This window comes from Planomonospora alba (assembly GCF_039534085.1).
Lineage (GTDB): Bacteria > Actinomycetota > Actinomycetes > Streptosporangiales > Streptosporangiaceae > Planomonospora_B > Planomonospora_B alba.
The window spans coordinates 3954-21798 of the sequence record NZ_BAAAUT010000072.1 but is presented as its reverse complement, the minus strand read 5'-3'; the positions used below and the strand labels follow the sequence as shown (position 1 = coordinate 21798).

The following is a 17845-nucleotide window of genomic DNA, read 5'->3' as shown; positions in this document are numbered from 1 at the left end:
CGCGTCAGTTCACCTCCCACAGTGAGTCCACGGCTCTCTTGACGTCGGCTCGCCGGAACGGCTTGGGGAGGACGGCGTCGGCGTTGATGTCGAGGAGGTCCTCCGCGTCGAGGACGGATGTGACGACGATCCTGCAGCCGCGGGTGCGCGGATCGGCCTGCAGCGCGCGGGCCACCTGCCTGCCGTCGACTCCCGGCAGGCGTATGTCGAGGACCACCAGGTCCGGAGGGTCGGTCACGGCCAGCAGGAGACCGAGCTCCCCGTTGTCGGCGGTCCGGACCTCGCACCCCAGGCCGCTGAGGTGACGCCGCAGCAGATCGCAGACGTCCTGCTCGTCCTCGATGACCAGTACTCGAGGCTGCACCAGCGTCCCCCACCCGATATCGGCCCCCTGACCCGGGGCCGCCCGTCCGGACGCGCCCAGGATCGAGATGCGAACCGGACCCCCCTGCCCGGACACCTCATTTCGGAATGTTACCAACCGAATTCATTACGTGGTGATCGGGTGCTCCGGTGAAGATCGCTCCCGAAAAGCACCCGGGCCGCACCTTCAGGCGGCCGCCCCACTGCCGAATGTCGGAGTGGCGACCCGTGCCTCCGGACGGAGACGGGAGGAGCCCACGTCAGGGATTGACGAGTGGATCGCTCAACGGATTGAGGAGAGACGGAAGATGCGGGAGTTCGAGGCGATCGTCCGGGAGGTCGATCCGCGCTGGATACGCGAGATGCGCGTGTTCGCCCTGCAGTACGAGGAGGAGCGGCACCGGGTCCGCTCCTCGTGGATCCCGGCCTCGGTGGACGACGAGACGTGGTTCGAGCTGTATCTCACGGCGACCAGCGTCGAGCAGGACATCGCGCTCATCTGAACGCGTGACGACCATGACCGACGACAAGCACTTCACCCGGCCCGCGCGGCCTGACGCGGCCCCACCGGGCTCCGCCGCCACCCCCCGGAGCGACGGCGACCGGGCCTGGACGCTGCTGATGCGCCGCCGCTTCGCGGGCCTGCCCGAGCAGGTGGGCCAGGCCCGCCGCTTCGTGGCGCTCGCGGTCGGCGACCGCGCCGCGGCCGAGCAGGCGGTCCTGCTCACCTCCGAGCTGGCCACCAACGCCGTGCAGCACACCGGCAGCGGCGCGGACGGCTTCTTCGAGGTCAGCGTCTACCTCGTCGGCGGATCCCTCCGGGTGGAGGTCGCCGACGCGGGCGGCACGGCCGGGGCCCCGCGGGTGCGCCGGCCGGACCCCGACGCCGAGCAGCTGCCCGGCGGGCGGGGGCTGGCCATCGTGGAGCTGTGCGCGGCCCGCTGGGGCCAGTCCGGCGACGCCTCCGGGCGCGTGGTCTGGTTCGAGCTGCCCCAGGACTGACGCCCGCCCCGTCCCTCCCCGATCGACCCGGCCGCCCGTGCCCGCCCGGCCGGTCTCCACCCGCCGCCCCGGCGGCGCATCCATCCACCATGAGGAAGAACCCCACCATGTCCCGTCTGCACAACCTCGGAGTCGGCAAACGGCTCGGTCTGTCCTTCGCCCTGGTGGCGCTGCTCATCGCCGTCGCGGTCGGCTCCGGCTGGTGGGCGCTCGACCGCCAGGACGACATCGCCACCCGGCTGGACCAGCTCGAACAGGTCGAGGACGACATCCAGACCTTCACCTACCACGTCGCCGACCTCACCGGCTGGCAGGCGCTGGTCGCCGCCGACGCCGGCACCGCCATGGGCGGCGAGGCCGCGACCCGGCCCGACTCGATGAACCGCGAGGGCGAGCTGGACAGCAAGAAGGCCCTCTTCAAAGCCCTGGACGACACCCACGCCGAGCACCTGACGGCGGCCGAGCGGGCGCAGTTCGACAAGCTCGAGCCCGCCTGGGAGCAGTTCTTCGTCGAGGACGACAAGGTCATGGAGCTGCTCGCCCAGAACACGCTGGAGTCCCGCACCGCCGCCATGGAGAGCATCAACGGCGGTCCCGCCAGCGACGCCTGGGTCGTGGGCGTCGAGACCGGCGCGGCGCTGCAGAAGTCCATCAGCGAGCGCATCACCGCCCTGCGGGCCGAGGCCGCGCAGGTCGACGCCACGGGCGAGCGGGTCCTGCTGGGCACGCTGATCGTGGCGCTGCTGGTGGCCGTGGTCGCCAGCGTCTCGGTGACGCGCTCCATCGTGCGCCCGCTCGGGGTGCTCGTCGCCACGCTGGGCCGCCTGTCCACCGGTGACCTGACCGCGCGCTCGGGCCTGGACCGGCGCGACGAGCTCGGCCGGGTCAGCCAGGCGCTGGACCGCTCCATCGAGGTCATGCACGCCAACACCTCCTCGCTGGCCTCCTACGCCGAGTCCATGGCCGGCTCCGCCGCGACCCTGTCGCGGGTGTCGGAGCGCATCGCCGCCTCCGCGGAGGAGACCAGCGCCCAGTCCGGCGTGGTGGCCTCCGCCGCCGCCGAGGTCTCCCACAACGTGGAGGTCGTGGCCACCGGCGGCGAGCAGATGAGCTCGGCGATCGCGGAGATCTCCCAGAGCACCTCCGAGGCCGCCAGGGTCGCCGCCGAGGCGGTCGAGGTCGCCGGGAGCACCAACGCCCTGATGGCGCAGCTGGGCGCGTCGTCGGCGGAGATCGGCGACGTGGTCAAGACGATCACCTCGATCGCCGAGCAGACGAACCTGCTGGCACTCAACGCCACCATCGAGGCCGCCCGGGCCGGCGACGCCGGCAAGGGCTTCGCGGTCGTGGCCGGCGAGGTCAAGGACCTGGCCCAGGAGACCGCCAAGGCGACCGAGGACATCGGCCGCCGGGTGCAGGCCATCCAGTCCGACGTCGCCGGCGCCATGGAGGCCATCGACCGCATCAGCGCCATCACCGGCCGGATCGACACCCACCAGGCGGCCATCGCCGCGGCGGTGGAGGAGCAGACCGCCACCACCAACGAGATGAACCGCAACGTCGCCGAGGCCGCCACCTCCAGCAACGAGATCGCGGCCAACATCGCCGGGGTCGCCCGGGCGGCCGCCGTCACCACCGAGGGCGTGGAGGAGTCGCGCCGGACCGCGGACGAACTGGCCGGGATGAGCCGCTCGCTGCACGAGCTGATCACCCGGTTCCGGATCTGATCCCGCCGGGCCGCCCTCGCCGGGCGGCCCGGACGCGACGAGGCCGCCGCCGGAGACATCCTGGCGGCGGCCTCGTGGTTTCCCGCGGGGGACGGGGCGGGGGGTGTGCGGAGGGGATCGTCTGACGGGTCAGCGGCGCGCGCGGACCAGCCGGGCGGCGAGCAGGCGCACGCCGGCGTAGCAGCCGGTGGCGCCCAGCAGGAGCAGGGCGAAGACGAACCCGGCCGGGACGAACGGGCCCTCCGCGCCGTCGGCCGCCAGGACGTGGTCGGCCACCAGGGGCGCCGGGGCGGACGCGCCCGGGGCCGGGGTGGCAGGGGTCGTGGGGGTCGCGGTGGGCGCGGGGGCCTGCTCCCGGGCGGGGGCGGCGCTCGTGGCCGGGGTCGAGGTGCCGGTCGCCGCGGGGGCGGCCCCGGACCGCGCGGCCGGTGCGGCGGCGGTCCGCTCCGGAGCCGGGGCGTCCGCCTCCGTGCTCCTGGCCGCCGTCTCCGCCGTGCTCCCGACGGAGGTCTTCGCCGAGGTCTTCGCGGGGGCCTTCACGGGGGCCTTCACGGGGGTCTCGGACGCGGCCTTGGCTGTGCTCCCGGCGGACGGCTTCCGGGTGGGCTTCACGGACCCGGACTTCTTCGCCGCCGTCGGGGACTCCGCGGCGGGCTTCGCGGCGGGCTCCGTGACGGGTGCGGCCGGGTCGTCGTCCTGCACGGCCCAGGCGCCGGTGGCGAACGGCACCGGGTGGTCCTTCCTGCCCACGCCCTTGCCCCACTTGGTGACGACGTAGTCGACCTCGATGTGGCCCAGCCCGCCGTTGCCGTCCACGCCCAGGGTCTCGGCGTTGAACTGCCCGCCGGTCAGCTCGGCGAAGGTCTTGGCGTCCAGGTCCAGCATCACGCCCCGGTCAGAGGGGATGCCCGGGCCGCGGTCGCCCACGAAGAACGGCGCCTTCCTGCCCTTGTAGAGCACATAGCCCTCGGTCATCAGCGGCCAGGAGGGGGAGGCGGCCAGGCCCTTCTGCATGGGCTTGCCCGAGGCGGGCAGGCCGGTGTCGCCGTTGCGGCCCGAGGCGTCGTCCCAGTAGTAGGAGGCGGTCGTCGACCCCTTGAGCATCACCTGCGCCTGCCGGGCCTCGGCGGAGGCCGGGCCTGCCACGGCGGAGGCCGTCCCGGCGGCCAGCGACAGGCCCAGGACCGCGTTCAGCGGGCGGCGGGCGAGGCGGGCGGTGAACGTCATGGAGAACGCGGGTCCTTACCGACGGGGACAGAGGCGTCCGGCCGTGGTGCGTAGCCGGCGCGGGCCGCCGTGACGGCCGCGTACCCCGAGTAAGCCGGGGCGACGTAGCGGATCCAGTGCAGCGGGGGTGCAGCCCGGTTGCGGGCGGCGGGAATCGTTAATCCCGTCGGTCCCGGTGTCCCTGCGGGCGGCCGGAGCCCGCGGTCGCGCCCGCCCGGAGGGGAGCCGGCGGGGCGGCGGACGCCCGCCGGATCGGCCCGGGAGCACCGCGTAGAACGTCATGATGATCTCTGGTTTCGGTCGCTTCGGTCGCTTCGGTCGCGGTCCTCCCGTCCGGGGGGGCGCGGCGACCGGCAGCGACCGGCGGCCGCTTCGGTCGCTGCGCTTCGGTCGCTGATGAACGCGCAGGTCAGCGGCCGTTTCAAAGGTCTCCAGCGACCGAAGCGACCGGGGTTCCGGTATATGACCGGAATTTACTCACGCGCGTGCGCGTCATAGACCCGGACCTTCAGTCGCTTCAGTCGCTTTTCCGGTTGCGAAACCGGCCGTGACCTCGGGTTTCATTCCAGCGACCCGAGGCAGCGACCGAAGCGGCTCAGTCGCTGCGCCCCGGGTTCGGTCGCTCGACGGTCGCTCACCGGTCCCACGGCGGCCCGCCGGGTCCCGCCGGCCGGTCCGCCGCGCCCGGTCACCCAGCCCCCACCTCGCCCGACGACGATCACGGGCCCGTCTTCCCGCACCGGCGCGGGCGGGTCCGCTAGCCTGTGCTGAAGTTCGGATCTTCAGTCGCTTCAGTCGCTTCGGTCACTGCGTGAGCGACCGCCCCGGCGGGAGACCCGGACGCCGACCGGATCGGCCAGCGCACGGAGGGATGAGGTGAACCCGCCACAGGAGGATCTCCACCGGTCCATGCCGCGCCGCGAGCCGGCGGCGGTCGCCCGCTGGTGCGCCGCACAGGGCTGGCCCGTCCACCCGCTCGCCCCCGGGCGGAAGACCCCGGCGGGCAACTGCCGCTCCTGCCAGGAACGGGACCACGCCCCGGCGGACTGCCCCTGCGTCCCGGCCGGGCGCTGGTGCCACGGCTTCCACGCCGCCACCACCGACCCGGGGCTGATCGCCGCCTGGTGGGGGGCCAACCCCGGCTTCGGGGTCGGCGTCGCCTGCGGCCCGGCGGGCCTGGTCGTCCTCGACGTCGACGCCCACCCCGCCCCGGTGCCCGCGCGCGACCGCATCCTGCCGGGCATCCCCGTCCACGACGGGGTCGACCTCACCGGCCTGGAGAACGGCTTCCACACGCTCGCGCTGCTGGCGGCGCTGCGCGGCGCCCCCGACCCGGCGCAGGACTCCGGAACGCTGCGGGTCCGCACCCCCTCGGGCGGCCTGCACGTGTGGTACCGCGCCGAGGGCGCCGGCCCCTTCCTCTGCTCGGTGGGCTCGGCCGCCGGCACCGGCCGGGCCCTGGCCTGGCAGGTCGACGTCCGGGCGGGCGGCGGCTACATCATCGCCCCCGGGACCAGGACCGGCGACGGCGCCTACACGCCCCTCGGGGAGTGCCGCAGGCCCGCCCCGCTGCCGCAGTGGCTCGCCCGCGAGCTCACCAGGACCGGGCACCGCGCCGGGCCCGCGGGCGAGCAGGCCTGCGCCCCGGACGCGGCCCCCGCGGTGCCGCCCCGGGCCCGGCAGGCCGTCGTGCGGGCCGGCGGGGGGCGGCGCGGTGCCGCCCGCGCCCTCGACGCGGTCCTGGCCGAGGTCGTCGCGTGCGCCGCCGTACCGGAGGGCGCGGGCTTCAGCGGCAAGCTCAACACGGCCGCCTACACCGCCGGCGGCCTCGTCGCCGCCGGGCACATCCCGCGGGCGGAGGCCGAGCGGCTGCTCGCCGAGGCCGCCGCCCAGGCCCGCCCCGGCCAGGACCGGCGCTGCGCCCAGATCATCCGCAGCGGCATGGCGGCCGGGGCCCGGCGCCCGCTTCACATCAGAGGACGCTCATGAATCCCTCACCAGGGCAGGGGGGTTTCGACCCGGCCGCGGTCGCCCAGCAGATGCTCGACCTGCCGCTCCCCGCCACCGCGCCCGCCGGGCCCGCGGCCCGCGCCACGGCGGAGCCCCGGTTGCCCCGCCTGCCGGCCGAGGCGGGCCCCGGAGCGGACCCGGCGGCGGGCTCCGGGGACGTCACCGCCGAGGGCCTGCTGCCGGACTCGCTGTCCGACCGCGGCAACGCCAAGCTGTTCGTGCGCCTGTACGGCAAGGACTTCCGGCACGTGCCCGGCCTGGGCTGGTACCGCTGGGCCGGGCACCGCTGGGAGCTCGACGAGAGCGACACCGTCGTGTGGGCGGCGGGGGAGATGGCCGAGAACATCGCGGTGACCGACCCCCGCGGCGTCTTCACCGAGCGGGACCTGCGCCGCCACCGGCGCCGCTCCCTGTCCACCTCCGGGATGAAGGCCCTGCTGACCCAGGCCAAGGCCGCCCCCGGCATGGTGCTCGGCGCCGAGCTGCTGGACGCCGACCCGTACGCGCTGTGCACGCCCGCCGGCGTCGTCGACCTGCACACCGGGGTCATCACCCCGCCCGACCCGGCCCGGCACTTCCACTCGCGCTCCACCACGGTCTCGCCCGAGCGCATGCCCACCCCCCGCTGGGAGCGCTTCCTCGGCGACATCTTCGGCACCGACGCCGAGGGCCGGCAGACCATCGACTTCCTGCACCTGCTGCTCGGCTACTCCGTCACCGGCGACGTCGGCGCCCAGGTGCTGCCGTTCCTGTACGGCCAGGGCAAGAACGGCAAGTCGGTGCTGCTGGAGGTGATGCTGCAGCTGCTGGGCGACTACGCCGACGCGGCCCCGCCGGGCTTCCTCATGGCCAAGACGTTCGACGGCCACCCCACCGACCTGGCCGAGCTGCACGGCCGGCGCATCATCGTCTGCTCCGAGCTCAAGCCCGGCGACAAGTTCGACGAGGCCCGCGTCAAGCTGCTCACCGGCGGCGACAAGATCAAGGCCCGGCGGATGCGCCAGGACTTCTTCTCCTTCGACCCCACCCACCACCTGTGGCTGCTGGGCAACCACCGCCCCGAGGTCTCCAGCGGCGGGTTCGCGTTCTGGCGGCGCATCCGGCTGATCCCGTTCGAGCGGGTCGTCTCCGAGGAACGCAAGATTGACAACCTGGCGCGTGTCCTCGTACAGGAGGAGGGACCGGGCATTCTCGCGTGGCTGGTCGACGGCGCCCGCCGCTACCTGGCAGGGGAGAAGGACCTGAGCGGGCCGCAGCGGGTACGGCTGGCCACCGACGCCTACGCGGAAACGGAGGACCACGTGGGGCGCTTCATCTCCGAGGCGTGCAAACTCGATGCCGGCATGAGAGCAGAGCAGGCCCACCTGTACACCGAGTACGCGCGCTGGTGCGGTTTCGAGGGCGCCACCCCCGTGTCCGCCCGCGCGTTCGCGGCCCGCGTCCGCGAGGCCGTGGGGCTGTCCTCGCCCCGGCAGATGGTCCTGTCCAACTCGCGCAAGTACTACCCGGGGATCGGCCTGATCTCCGACCTTCACGCCGAGGAGGAAGGCGCGTGAGTGCGCTGATCGACCCCGAGGATCTCGTCCACGAGACCGAGCTCGTCTGGCTGGAGGACATCGAGCCGCTCGACTACGTCCGCCAGTCGCTGGACCGGCTGCCCAGCCGCAAGCGCAAGCCGCCCTACCACCGCGACGGCCGCATGGTCGGCTACGCGATCATCGGACCCGAGGCGAAGGCGTCGGCGGCCTCCGGCACCTTCCGCCGCCGGGTGTTCTGGCTGCTGCCGCACGACCGCGACCAGCAGCCCGACGGCCTGTACGCCACCGGCGCCCCCTCCGAGGCCGTCGACCCCCGCACCGTGGCGCCGAAGGTCGCCGGCTACAAGACCGAGCGCTCCGAGGGCGGACCCGCCTCCGAGGCCATGCTCGAACTCGGCCGCACCCTGCCCAAGGCGTGAGGCCCGTCCGGGCGCGTGCCCCGGCGGACGCGCCGGGACGCGCACCCGGGGGCCGGGCGCGCGTCCAAGCGTCCGGAGGCGCCCGGTCACGCGAACGGCAGGGTGAAGGAGAAGACGCTCCCCCTCCCCGGGGAGGATTCGGCCCACATGTCGCCGCGGTGCCGGGCGATGATGCGGCGGGCGAGGTTGAGGCCCATCCCGGACCCCTGGTAGGTCCCGGTCGTGTGCAGCCGTTCGAACGGCCTGAACAGCTGCTCCGCCTGGTCCGGGGGGAACCCGGCGCCGTCGTCCCGGACGTAGTAGGCGGTGCGGCCGCCCGCGCCCGGCCTGCTGCCCACCTCGATGTGCGCGGCGGCCCGGTCGCGGGTGGAGCCGATCGCGTTGTCGAGCAGGGTGAGCATCACCTGCCGGAGCAGGTCGGGATCGCCGCGGCAGGGCGGCAGCTCGGCCAGCTCGAACCGGATGTCGCGCGCGTCGCGGTGCGCGGCCAGGTCGTCCCAGACCTCGCGGGTGAGCGCGGCCAGGTCCACGGTCCGGGGGTGGAACCCGCCGCGCCGCAGGCGGGAGAACGCCATCAGGGCGTCGATGAGGTCCCCCATCCTGGCCGTGTTGCGCCGGATCCGCTCCAGGAAGCGGGCCGTCTCCTCGGGGGGCATCCCGTCCGGGACCTCCTCGGCGAGGACCTCCGCGTACCCGTTGATGGCGGCCAGGGGGGTGCGCAGGTCGTGGGAGACGCTGGCGGCGAGCAGTTTCAGCTCCTCGTTCACGGCCCGCAGTTCCGCGGCCTGGCCGGCGTAGCGCGCGGTCAGGCGGCGCAGCCGCCGCTCCCCCCGCCGCCGCCGGTGGGTGGTGACGCTCACGGCGGCGGCGACGGCGAGGCCGGCCGCGCCGCCCGCCAGCAGCACGAGCCCGAACCGCCGCTGGACCTCGTTCGCGCCGGTGTACATCTCCTGGTGGGGGGCCTCGGTCACCAGCCGCCAGTCGGTCGTCCCGATCGGGACGGAGGTGTAGCGCCGCTGCGCGCCGCCGGAGCGGTAGTCGCCCTCCGGGTGCCGCTCCAGCGCCGCGGCGAGCTCCGGGTCGAGCCGGGACAGCGGGGTGACCTCGGGGCCGAGGACCGCCGTGGCCGCCACGATGTTCCCGGCCCGGTCGACGCAGTACGCGTTGCCGTGCGGGGGGACGACGGCCCGGTCCAGGTAGACGCCGAGCGGGCTCTCGGAGGCGACGAACCCGCCGCTGAAGATCCGCTCACCGTACGGCGTGCGGAACGGCACGGCGATCGCGATGAGCGACTCCTCGATGATCGGGGACATGTAGACGTTGGTGACGACGGCCGCGTGCCGCTGCACGGCCGGACGGACGTACCGCAGGCCGGCCGACAGGTCGCGCCCGGCCAGGCCGGGGACCTCGGGGGAGACCCGCATGACGCGGCCGCGCCCGTCGATCAGGACCGTCACCCGGTACCCGAACGCGGCCCCGAACAGCTCGAACTCCCGCTGGCCGACGTCCGCCCCGGCCAGGAGCCGTTCGGCGTCCTCGCGTTGCCGGCGCGCGGTGCGGTCCAGGTAGATCTCGGTGAACTCGGCCGCCACCCGGGTGCGCTGGGTGAGGCCCTGGTCCGCGGCGCTGCGCTGCAGCCGGCCGATCCACACCCACGCCGCCGCTCCGACCGCCACCAGCAGCAGCCACACCACGGGGGCGAGCAGGACGGCGAAGCGGTCGCGCAGCACGTACCGCTCCGTGGGCCCGGCACCCGGGTCGACCGCCGGATCCCCGACCGGACCCACCGCCGGATCCCCGGCCGTGCCGCCGGCGTGCGTACCTGTCCCGGTCACCCCCGACCCCCTGGTCCGCTCCCCCTGCGGGTCCCCTGCCCGCCTGCGGCCGGATTACCGGTCCGGCCGCAGGCCGGCCGGTGCGGTGCGGGGAGCGGCGGCTGCGGGACGCTCAGGTGAGGGTGGGGTGCCAGGGGGCGGCGGCCAGCAGACCGGGGACGCGGTCGGCGGGCACGGGGCGGCAGAACAGGTGGCCCTGGGCGAGACGGGCGCCCAGGGTGCGGAGCAGGTCGGCCTGGTCGGGGGTTTCGACGCCTTCGACGATGGTGGTCAGGTCCAGGCTGGCCGAGATGTCGAGGATGGCCTTGGTGAACGCGCGGGTGCGGTGGTGGTCGGTGTGGGCGGGGGAGGTGGTGAAAGAGCGGTCGATCTTGAGGATGTCGACGGGCAGGGTGGGCAGGTAGGCCAGGGAGGAGTAGCCGGTGCCGAAGTCGTCCAGGGCGATGCGGACGCCGCTCTCGCGCAGGCGGGCCAGGGCGGCGGTGAGGCGGGCGGTCTGGTCGGGGGTGGTGGCCAGCAGGGTGTTCTCGGTGATCTCGAGGATGAGCGCGTGCGGGGGCAGGCCGGCGGCCCGCAGGGCGGCGGCGACGGCGCCGGGGAAGGCGGGGTCGCGCAGCTGGCGGCCGGAGACGTTGACGGTGACGGCGGTGCGGTGGGTGCGGTGCCAGGCGGCGGCGTCGGCGGTGGCCCGCGTCAGGACCCAGTGGCCGAGCTCGGTGATCAGGTCGGTGGCCTCGGCGATGGGGATGAAGGTGCCGGGGCCGATGGGGGTGCCGTCTGCGGGGTGCCAGCGCAGGAGGGCTTCGACGGCGGTGGGGGCGCCGGTGGCCAGGTCGATGATCGGCTGGTAGGCGAGGGTGAGCTCGCCGCGGCTGCGGGCGTGGCGCAGGGCGTGGGCCAGGTGGACGTGGCGCAGGTGGCGGGTGCGCAGGTCGGGGCTGAAGCGGACGGCGCGGTTCTTGCCGGTGGTCTTGGCGGCGTGCAGGGCCAGGTCGGCGTCGCGCAGGGCGTCGGTGGGGCTGTGGGTCGGGGTGCCGGTGAGCAGGCCGATGCTGGCGGTGAGGTGGATCTCGCGCTGGTGCAGGTGGTAGGGGGCGCGTAGGGCGGTGAGGATCTGGTCCGCCAGGTGGGCGGCGGCCCGGGGGGCGGCGCCGGTGAGCAGGAGGGCGAACTCGTCGCCGCCGAGGCGGGCGAGGGTGCGGCCGGTGCGGGTGGCCTCGGGGGGCGTGCCGTCGCCGTCGCCGTCGCCGGTCCCGGTGCCGGCGGGGAGGACGGGGGTGTCGGTGAGGGCGCGCAGGCGGTGGGCGACGGTGAGGAGCAGGTCGTCGCCGACGGGGTGGCCGTAGGCGTCGTTGACGTCCTTGAAGTCGTCGAGGTCGAGCAGGAGCAGGGAGGGGGCCGGGGGGCCGGGGTCGGCGAGGGCGGCCTGGAGGACCTCGGTGAACAGGGCGCGGTTGGCCAGGCCGGTGAGGGGGTCGTGGCTGGCGCGGTGGGCGAGGCTGCGCTGGAGGAGTTCCTGGTGGTGGAGGGTGTCGGCGAGCCGGTGGGCCTGGACGGTGAGGCGGCCGGCCTGCCGATCGAGGGTGCGGGCGCGGTCCTCGGCGAGGTGGGCGACGAGGTTGAGGCGCAGGACGAGCAGGACGGCCAGCAGCACGGTCAGCACGATGACGGTGGTGCCGTCGTAGGAGCCGGCGCGGTCGTGCCCGGTGATCACGATGCCCGCCCCGGCCGTCAGCGGGCCGAGCGAGGCCAGCGCCAGGAACACCGTGATCCGCGCCCGGCCGGAGACGACGGGGGTCGTCACCTGCTGCGTGCCCGCCACGCTCGGGTGCAGCGCGGAGCCGCCCACCAGGACGGCCCAGCCCAGCCAGCCGACCATGGAGACGGCGCCGGCCGGCCGGTTCGCGGCCAGGGCGAGCAGGTAGGCCGCGTCCGCGACGAACAGGGAGACGTAGGAGGCGCTGAGCAGCACCAGCCACGGCGCCCGCCCGTTGTCGGAGGCCATCCGCAGGACCATGCCCAGCAGGAACAGGTCGATGACGGGCGTGGAGAGCGCGAAGGCGAGCTCCGCGCCGGAGTAGCCGCTCCGGTCGATCACCGGGTTGATGAAGAAGGCCCAGAACGGCAGGGCCACGCCGACGGTGATGATCGCGCCGTCCAGCAGCCCGGCCCGGCGCGAGCCGCTGGTCCGCAGCCCTATCAGCACCAGCGCGGTCAGGCCCAGGCCGTACGTGACCAGGGTGCTGACCTGGTAGAGGTGCCGGAACAGGGGGATCTCCAGCCAGGTCCAGCCGACGCCCCAGAACGCCGCCGACCCCACCCAGGCGAGCGTGACGGTCACGCCGATCAGCCGCCAGGCCCACAGGCGGCCCAGGCCGTTGCGGCGGATCCCGGCGATGACGGCCGCCGCGGACGACCCCTGGATCACCACCCAGCACAGGGCGTCCAGGACGGGCGAGAGGGCGGACAGCAGCGGCGCGGCCAGGGTCAGCGCGCCGCCCGCCAGGAGGTACGCCGGCCAGCCGTACGGCGCGCGGATCGGGCGCGCGCCGCCGGTCGGGGTGACTCCACGGGATGTCCGGCTCATGGTCTTCTCTTGTCCGCCCGGCGGGCGGATCTCCTCGTCGCCCGGGCGGAGGGTCGTCGGGCCCGCCCCCGCCGGCCTCCGCCCGGCGGGGGCGGGGGCGGGGCGGCCGGGGTACGGGGCGGTTCGGTCGGCGGGTGGACGGACGGACGGGCGGGTGGACGGCGGCCCGGCGGACGGGCCGCCGGGCCGGACGGGGACCGCCCGGGGAGGCGGTGGCCGGGAGACCCGCCCTACGGCTCCGGCCGGTCCGGCGCTCCGGACCCGCCGGGGCGCAGCATGCGGCGGAGCGCGGCCAGCGTCTCCTCGTTCGGCGAGGCGGCCTCGCGGTTGGCCGCCTGCAGCTCGCGGAAGATCTCCTCGCGGTGCACCGGCACGGACCGCGGCGCGCGGATGCCGATCCGGACCACGTCTCCCCGGACGTCGAGCACGGTGACGACGACGTCGTCACCGATCATCAGGCTCTCCCCCGAGCGGCGGGTCAGCACCAGCACGCGCGCCTCCTTCTGTCACCGCTGCTTCACCGGGGGTACCGGCAGCCTAACCGATCTCAGGCGGATACCAGCGGAGCCCGGACCGGCAGGTCCGAACCGCTGAGCACGGTCTGGACGGCCCGGCGGGTGCGGGTGTCCACCACGATCGGGGCCAGCAGGTTGGCGGTGGCCTCGGTGATCGAGCCCGGCGCCGTGACGATGAGCAGCACGAGCAGCTCCGCGGTCTGGTCCACGCCGAGCATGTCCAGGGTCGCGTCGTCGATCTCCGGCTCGTAGGACGGGAAGAACGGGTGCGGCGAGATGACCAGGAAGCGCAGGTCCGGGTCCTCCAGCGAACGCAGGGAGTACAGCAGGCCGTCCTCGTCGACGCGGACGAGCACGAACCGGCGGTTGCCCGCGAAGCCCGGCATCGGGCAGACGAACTCGATCGACGGCAGGTCGCCGCCGGTGGTGCCCGCCGGGGCAGCGGTGTCTGCGTTCATCGGGCGGTCCTTAACAGAGATCACTTCAGGAAGTCCACGAGAGAGGGCTGCACGACCCGGGCCGTCGCCGCCAGCGCCGCCTGGTAGGCGGTCTGCTGCAGGGTCAGCTCGGTGATCGTCTTGGGCAGGTCGATGTCCTCGATGTCGGACAGCTGGGTCTTGAGGCTCAGGATCCGGGCGTCGGCGGTGTCGCGCATCTGTGTCACGCGATTGTAACGGGCACCGACGTCGGCGACCTCGGTCTGCATGGCGTCGATGGCCGTGTCGAGGCGGCCCAGGTCGCCGCCGAGGGCCGACGGGTCGTTCCTCAGGTGGTCGGCGATGTCGGTCAGCACCTTGAACAGCTGCGTGTCGCCGGTGCCGAAGACCTTCTCGCCGTCGGAGTTGACCGCGATCTTGGTGTTGTCCCCGATCGTGCGGAGCACCTCGCCGCCCTGGCCGAGGTGGGTCCCGTTCTCGTCGTAGGCCAGCGAACCGGACGCGGCGCCGCCGAAGACGGGCCGGCCCAGGTAGGTGGTGTTCGCCACGCCGATCAGCGAGTCCCGGATGTGCTCGATCTCGGTGGCCAGCGCGGTGCGCGCGCTGACCGAGCCGCCGGCGCCGGACGACATGCCCTGCAGCACCAGCTCCCTGGCCCGGTTCACCTGGCTGTTGGCGCTGGTCAGCGCGGTGTCGATGGTGCCGAGCCAGCCCAGGCCGTCGTCGGCGTTGCGCAGGTACTGCTCCTGCGTGCGGATGTCGCTGCGCAGGGACAGCGCCGAGGTCGTGCCCGCGGGGGAGTCCGACGGCCGGGCGAGCTGCTTGCCGCCGGACAGCCGCACCTGCAGCTCCTCCAGGCGGGAGACGTTGCCCTGCAGGTTGTTGAGAACCCTGGTGGAGATGGAGCGCTCGGTAACGCGCATGTACGTCATAGGTCATCAGCCCCGGATCATGCCGAAGAGGGAGTCGAAGGTGCTGTTGATCGTGTTGATCACCTGCGAGGCGGCCTGGTAGGCGCGCTGGTAGAGGAGCATGTTCGCCATCTCCTCGTCCAGGCTGACGCCCGACTGGGCGGCGCGCTGCGCGTCGTTGTTCTGCGCCACGGTGGCCTGGATCGCGGTCCTCCGCTGCGCGGCCTGGGAGGCGACGCCCAGCGCGGTCACGGCCTCCCGGTAGTACCGGTCGGGGCCGCCGGCGGCCGTGGCGAGCTCCGCCAGGGCGTCGGCGTTGCCGGCGTCCAGGTTCCCGGTGGGCGGGAGCGGGTTGCCGTCGCCGTCGGTCCTAGGGGTGGGCGCCACGGACGAGGCCGCGACCTTCGCCGGGTCGCCGATGCCGACGGTGATCGTCGCGGCGGTGATCGCCGTGCCGGTCGTGGCGGTGAAGAAGTCGCCGCCCGCGGCGCCGTTCAGGTCGTAGCCCCTGGCGTGCTGGGTGTTGACGGTGGCGGCGAGCCTGCCCGCCACCTCGTCCAGCCTGGCCGTGTACTCCGGCAGGACCGTGTTGAGCGAGTGCAGCGAGGAGGCGAGCTGGCCGGAGGTGACGCCGGCGTCGGCGCCGGTGTCCTTCCACTGCAGGGCGACCGGGTTGGACGGGTCGGCCATCACGTCGCGCATCGAGCCGGCGCCGGCCACCTTCAGCTCCCGGAAGGCCGCCCCCTCGACCAGCTTGGCGCCGCCGAGGTAGACGTCGACCGCGCCGTTGTCCAGGCTCTTGGAGGTGGCGCCGGTGAGCTCGGCGAGCCGCAGCACGAGGCCGTCGCGCTCGTCGGCGAGCTCGTTGGCGGGCAGGCCCGCCGCGGTGGCGCGCACGATCGCCTTGTTGAGCTGGGAGATGGTGTCGGCCGCGGTGTTCACCTCGGTGACCAGGGAGTCGACCTGGGTGAGCGTGCTGTTCCACAGCGAGTCCAGCGCGTCGTCGGCGCTGCGCAGGCTGTCGGCGACGGTGCCGCCGCGCTGCAGCAGCTGCGCGCGGGCGGCCAGGTCGCCGGGCTGGTTGACGACGTCGTGCCAGGCGTTCCAGTAGTCCGACAGCTGGGACTGGATGCCGGTGTCGCTGGGCTCGTTGAAGACCTCCTCGACGCGGGCGTGGATCTCCTCCTGCCCGGCGAGGTAGGCGTACTTGGCGTGCTCGATCTGCCCGCGCGACTCCAGGAACGCGTCGCGCATCCGGGTGACGCCCGAGACGGTCACGCCGCTGCCGATGCCGTCGGTGGTGGAGTACCTGGCCGGGGTGACCGCCCCGCCGACCGCGTTCATGTCCACCCGCTGGCGGGTGTAGCCCTCGGTGTTGGCGTTGGCGACGTTCTGCCCGGTCACGTCGAGCGCCTGCCGCTGGGCGTACAGGGCGCTCAGCGCGGTGGAGATTCCGGAGAAGGTGCTCATTTCGCTACATCGCCTCGTTGACAAGTCGTGAGGAACGGCCGCCGCCGACCGTCTCCCCGGAACGTCCGTAGGTCGCCACGGAACCCGTGACGTTCATCAGCGCCTCGTGGACGGCGCGCGAGCCGACGGTGAGCAGCTCGCGGTTGGCCTCGGCCAGCGCGGTGATCTCCGCCGTCACGGTCAGGAACGCCGCCCGGTGCTGGTGGAACAGCTCGGACCACGGGCCACCGGCGGCGTCGGCGAGCGCGGACAGGCTGGGCGCGGGCGGCAGGCCGAGCTCGGCGGCCACCTCGTCCACCTGCGCCGCGCGCAGGACCTCGGTCTTGCGGATCTGCTCCAGGACCATCTCCACCTCGCGGGTGGCGTGCGGGAGCCAGCGGGTCTTGCCCGCGGCCAGTACGAGCTGCTCCTCCTCGAGCTTGAACAGCAGCAGATCGAGCATCTCGCGGATCCGCCACAGCGTGCTCGACAGATCGGCCAAACCCATCCGTTCCGCCTTCTCGGTCGTAGGGGCGCGCCGCCGGAGGCGCGCTTCCGTCACCGCATCCCGTCGGCAGCCGGGGGGCGGGTCTGAGTACTTCCCCCGCGATCGCGCCGACTATGACGGCGCGTACGCGATCGATGACGAGAAGTGAGATTCCGCAACCGTTCAGCAACCGAACGCAACCGGTTCCTACCTCTTTGCGCAGGTTTCCTCTTCATGTCGGCACCGAACGGGCCGGTCTACCACTTCCCAGCATCGTCACGAAGGGGCTGTACGTGAGGACTCAGGGCACGACCACCGTGAGCCGCGAGATCGAGAACCTCGTCCGCGAGCACCTTCCGCTGGTGGGCCACATCGTCCGCGAGACCCTCATGCGGGTCCCCTCCCACGTGAACCGGGACGACCTCACCTCCGCCGGCCTGGCCGCCCTGGCCGCCGCCGCCCACTCCTTCGACCCCGAGCGCGGCACCCCCTTCGGCCGCTTCGCCGCCGTCCGCATCCGCGGCGCCCTCGTCGACGAGCTGCGCGGCCTCGACTGGGCCAGCCGCTCGGTGCGCAGCCGGGCCCGCCAGCTCGACAGCGTCCGCCAGGAGCTCAGCAGCTCCCTCGGCCACACCCCGAGCAACCGCGAGCTCGCCACCGCCCTCGGCGTCGCCGAGGAAGAGGTCGAGGCCATCGAGGAGGACGTGCAGCGCGCCGTCGTGCTGAGCCTGCAGGGCTTCGCCCCCGGCACCGCCGAGGACATGGTCCCCGAGCAGACCGCCGGCCCCGAGGAGCTGCTGCTCCACCGCGAGCGCCTCGGCTACCTGACCCACGCGATCGAGTCCCTCCCGCAGCGGCTGCGCCTGGTCGTCACCCGCTACTTCCTGGAGGAGCGGCCGATGGCGGAGATCGCCACCGAGCTCGGCGTGACCGAGTCCCGCGTCTCCCAGCTGCGCGCCGAGGCCCTGGTCCTGCTGCGCGACGGCATGAACGCCCAGCTGGAGCCCGCCATGGTCAAGGCCCCCGAGCGCCCCGACGGGTGCGTGGCCAAGCGCCGCACCGCCTACTACGCCGAGATCGCCGCCAAGGGCGACCTGCGCAGCCGCCTGGCCCTCACCGACCACCTCGGCACCCCGGTCGCGCGCACCGCCTGACCTCCCCGACCCCCGTACGGCCCGCAGCTCCGCCCCGAGCGGCGGGCCGTACGGATTCCCCGGCCCCCGGGCCGGGAGGAAGAACCCGGAAAAAGTCCTTCCGAAACCTCAGCTCCCCCCGGTCGCCGCCGATGGATGAGGCAGACCGGGCCACGGACGGACCGGCACGACCCCGCTAAGGAGA

Annotated in this window: 16 protein-coding genes; 7 read left to right on the top strand and 9 right to left on the bottom strand. The window is 74.0% G+C overall.

Features of this window, described 5'->3' with window-relative positions; translation table 11 throughout:
* Window positions 1-4: 4 nt before the first annotated feature.
* Window positions 5-364, bottom strand: coding sequence for a response regulator (locus ABD823_RS30355; RefSeq protein WP_344865575.1), 360 nt, complete (start codon window positions 362-364; stop codon window positions 5-7).
* Between the two features lie 307 nt (window positions 365-671).
* Between ABD823_RS30355 and ABD823_RS30350 the strand changes: the two genes are divergently transcribed.
* From ABD823_RS30350 to ABD823_RS30340, 3 genes are all read left to right on the top strand, one after another.
* Complete coding sequence (locus ABD823_RS30350) at window positions 672-866, top strand: hypothetical protein (protein WP_344865573.1); 195 nt, start codon at window positions 672-674, stop codon at window positions 864-866.
* Between the two features lie 13 nt (window positions 867-879).
* Window positions 880-1365, top strand: a complete 486-nt coding sequence (locus tag ABD823_RS30345) for an ATP-binding protein (protein ID WP_344865597.1) — start codon at window positions 880-882, stop codon at window positions 1363-1365.
* A gap of 89 nt (window positions 1366-1454) precedes the next feature.
* Entirely contained in the window at window positions 1455-3092 is a 1638-nt protein-coding gene (locus ABD823_RS30340) for a methyl-accepting chemotaxis protein (RefSeq protein ID WP_344865571.1), read from the top strand.
* Window positions 3093-3221: 129 nt separating this feature from the next.
* Here the strand turns inward: ABD823_RS30340 and ABD823_RS30335 are convergent, their stop codons facing one another.
* Window positions 3222-4319, bottom strand: coding sequence for a hypothetical protein (locus ABD823_RS30335; protein WP_425566682.1), 1098 nt, complete (start codon window positions 4317-4319; stop codon window positions 3222-3224).
* Between the two features lie 876 nt (window positions 4320-5195).
* Between ABD823_RS30335 and ABD823_RS30330 the strand changes: the two genes are divergently transcribed.
* From ABD823_RS30330 to ABD823_RS30320, 3 genes are read left to right on the top strand one after another with little or no spacing between them, the layout of a single operon-like run.
* A complete protein-coding gene (locus tag ABD823_RS30330; protein ID WP_344865569.1) occupies window positions 5196-6308 on the top strand; it encodes a bifunctional DNA primase/polymerase in 1113 nt (370 codons plus the stop codon).
* Window positions 6305-7885, top strand: coding sequence for a DNA primase family protein (locus tag ABD823_RS30325; protein ID WP_344865567.1), 1581 nt, complete (start codon window positions 6305-6307; stop codon window positions 7883-7885). Before ABD823_RS30330 ends, ABD823_RS30325 begins: the two co-directional genes overlap by 4 nt.
* Window positions 7882-8286: a DUF6009 family protein gene (locus ABD823_RS30320; protein WP_344865565.1), complete on the top strand. Its 405-nt coding sequence runs from the start codon at window positions 7882-7884 to the stop codon at window positions 8284-8286. Before ABD823_RS30325 ends, ABD823_RS30320 begins: the two co-directional genes overlap by 4 nt.
* A gap of 86 nt (window positions 8287-8372) precedes the next feature.
* Here ABD823_RS30320 and ABD823_RS30315 read toward each other — a convergent pair whose 3' ends face one another.
* The 7 genes from ABD823_RS30315 to ABD823_RS30285 form a co-directional block, all read right to left on the bottom strand.
* Window positions 8373-10073, bottom strand: coding sequence for a sensor histidine kinase (locus tag ABD823_RS30315; RefSeq protein ID WP_344865563.1), 1701 nt, complete (start codon window positions 10071-10073; stop codon window positions 8373-8375).
* Between the two features lie 160 nt (window positions 10074-10233).
* Entirely contained in the window at window positions 10234-12708 is a 2475-nt protein-coding gene (locus ABD823_RS30310) for a putative bifunctional diguanylate cyclase/phosphodiesterase (RefSeq protein ID WP_344865561.1), read from the bottom strand.
* Between the two features lie 230 nt (window positions 12709-12938).
* On the bottom strand, window positions 12939-13199 hold the full coding sequence (gene csrA / locus ABD823_RS30305; protein WP_344865559.1) for a carbon storage regulator CsrA: 261 nt from the start codon (window positions 13197-13199) through the stop codon (window positions 12939-12941).
* 56 nt (window positions 13200-13255) lie between these two features.
* The gene (locus ABD823_RS30300) at window positions 13256-13681 is read right to left on the bottom strand and encodes a flagellar assembly protein FliW (RefSeq protein WP_344865557.1); all 426 of its coding nucleotides are present in this window, start codon (window positions 13679-13681) and stop codon (window positions 13256-13258) included.
* 20 nt (window positions 13682-13701) lie between these two features.
* Entirely contained in the window at window positions 13702-14583 is an 882-nt protein-coding gene (gene flgL, locus ABD823_RS30295; RefSeq protein ID WP_344865555.1) for a flagellar hook-associated protein FlgL, read from the bottom strand.
* A gap of 15 nt (window positions 14584-14598) precedes the next feature.
* A complete protein-coding gene (gene flgK, locus ABD823_RS30290) occupies window positions 14599-16041 on the bottom strand; it encodes a flagellar hook-associated protein FlgK (RefSeq protein ID WP_344865553.1) in 1443 nt (480 codons plus the stop codon).
* 4 nt (window positions 16042-16045) lie between these two features.
* Complete coding sequence (locus ABD823_RS30285; protein WP_344865551.1) at window positions 16046-16528, bottom strand: flagellar protein FlgN; 483 nt, start codon at window positions 16526-16528, stop codon at window positions 16046-16048.
* Window positions 16529-16800: 272 nt separating this feature from the next.
* Between ABD823_RS30285 and ABD823_RS30280 the strand changes: the two genes are divergently transcribed.
* Window positions 16801-17661 carry a sigma-70 family RNA polymerase sigma factor gene (locus tag ABD823_RS30280; RefSeq protein ID WP_344865549.1) on the top strand — a complete coding sequence of 287 codons (861 nt, stop codon included), beginning with the start codon at window positions 16801-16803 and terminating at the stop codon, window positions 17659-17661.
* Window positions 17662-17845: the final 184 nt, after the last annotated feature.